Here is a 2,213-nt window from a genome sequence, read left to right on the forward strand (position 1 = left end):
AGAGGTATAGATAGTTAGTGTTTTCCCATCTTTATCAGAAACGCCATTATATTCTTCTCCTTCTTCTGTTGTGATTTTATAAGAAGTGAAAGGTAATGGTTCTCCTGTTTGTTCACTCGTTAATACATATTCACCACTAAAACCTCGAGGTAGTTCATTAATTGGAGTTGATAAGGAAGCCGCTCCCATTTTTTGTACATTCGATGATCTTAATAGAATATTTTTAGGACAACCTAGCTCAATATTTCCATCTTTAAGTGTTATATAGGCGTCACCACAATTTAAAGTGAGTTCTTGATTAGCTTTAATAAGAACCTTTCCTTGTTCACTACTTAATAATATATTACTTAACGCAATGGCATTTAATTCATCATCCTGAGCCTGTAATTCTAATTTTCCTTGTCCCGCAAATAATTTCATTCCTGATTTTCTAGCAAACAAACTTATTGTTTCACTCGCTGTTGCTATTATTGAGTTTTCTGCACTAATATCCGTATTATGACCCGATATGATGCCAATGCTTTCTACTCCAGAAGAAAGCATAATAGCTTTGGGACTTAAAATACCGATACCTTTTGGTGCATGTAAAAGCATACCTGCGGAGGATAAATGTTTTAAAGTTGTGTTTAAACTTGATTGGCAGTCTAAATCATGGCTACTTGCATGAGCTGTTATAGCTGCTTTTTGTAGATTTCTAGCGAGTGACAGAGCCTGCTCTAATTGCTCAATCGCCTCCTCCATTGCCAGCACTTCACCACCTGCTTTGGCTTGATTATCTGCACTAATAAATAACCCTTTACCTGCTCTTATAGCTCCCCAACTGTCAGTGCGTAATTCAAAACCTTCGCCACGTTTATCACGATTGGCATCAACAATAACGCGCAGTCAGTGTGCCTGTGATAATTGGGCGAGGTTTAACAGCTGGACGCCAGCAAAGAGTTTCACTATAAGGTATAGCGTTAAATCGGACTTTAAGCAATGTGCCGTTATTTTCTTGCCAGATATCAGTTGTTAGATTGGGAGTGAGTTTTTAGATAGAAAGGGGCGTGCCGATGAGGAGTTGGATTGTTATTTTTCTGCGCCAAAAAGTGCCATAATGATTTTTTAATCTATTAGAGATCTTAGATGATAAACTCATAGAAAAGTTATTATTTATAATTTCTTTTCCAGAATAAATATTATTCATTTCTTTTATTTTCTTGATCAAAAATTAAGTAACAGATTGAAGTTATTGAAGATAACACAACATATATTAATTTTTGGTTTGTCAATCTTGAATAGGTAGGAAACAAAAAACCAAAGATAAAAATATAATTACTCCCAGAAAAAAAACAATAACAATGTGCTTATTTATATTTAATTTAGGTGGAATAGGAAGAGTTTTTTAGTAAAATAGAATCCGGTCGTATCATCGCTTATTCCCAAAAATAAGTTTTTTTAAAATTATCGTTTCCAACGACGTCCTGTCACAGCAATACCTTCTTTATAACGCCAAAAAAGCAAATAACGCCAACGCCATTTCATGTCCACACCATGACAATCAAAATTATAAGGATCATGCTCACTGATATGACAAAGAGCTTCAACTTCGGATGTCCATTGGGGAATTTTACTGGTTTGAAAGGTCAGCCAACGAGCCGCTGCATGTGCTATATTTACGGGAAGCATAATGATTGAACCAATAAATCCACTGCGCATAGTTAACATCCAAAGCCCTATTCCAAACGGCTCTTTTCGTTCATTGATAGGTAAAAACCAACTGGAAATATCAGCTACTTCTTTAACACCGTTTTTATCTTCCATATAACGGCGTATCAACTCCCAGAAGCGTAGCACATATATTTTTTTCGGCGCATACATACTCACCGTAAAGGTATCAATAACCGTAATGCCATCTTCAGCTAAAAGATGTCCACACAGATACCACATTTTAGGTGTCATCCCATCGGGCTTTTCCCTTCGCATACAAAAATAGATATCTTTCCAAGGTATAGTTTGTACTTCTCCATTAACTCTAAATAGATGAACCAGTTGTTTTTTACGATTAAAACGAATGGGATAATGAGTATAAATAAAGCATTCGATTTTAAGGAAAAAAAAGAGCAAAAAAATAAAACTTGGTATTGATATTGATATTGATATTGATATTGATATTGATATTGATATTGATATTGATATTATATACCAATCGATATTTAATGGAAAAAAAAACA

At 34.7% G+C, this 2,213-nt stretch carries 2 protein-coding genes; both read right to left on the reverse strand.

Translation table 11 applies throughout. The features are described from left to right. Positions 1-885, reverse strand: an 885-nt coding sequence (locus tag BHE89_RS15160; protein WP_141008308.1) for a DUF2345 domain-containing protein, incomplete at its 3' end; no start/stop codon positions are given. A gap of 558 nt (positions 886-1,443) precedes the next feature. Next, the coding region (locus BHE89_RS24360; protein WP_353615138.1) for a DUF6708 domain-containing protein at positions 1,444-2,213 on the reverse strand (770 nt) is incomplete at its 5' end.

It is taken from the genome of Shigella sp. FC1967 (assembly GCF_001743005.1).
In the GTDB taxonomy this organism is placed as follows: domain Bacteria; phylum Pseudomonadota; class Gammaproteobacteria; order Enterobacterales; family Enterobacteriaceae; genus Proteus.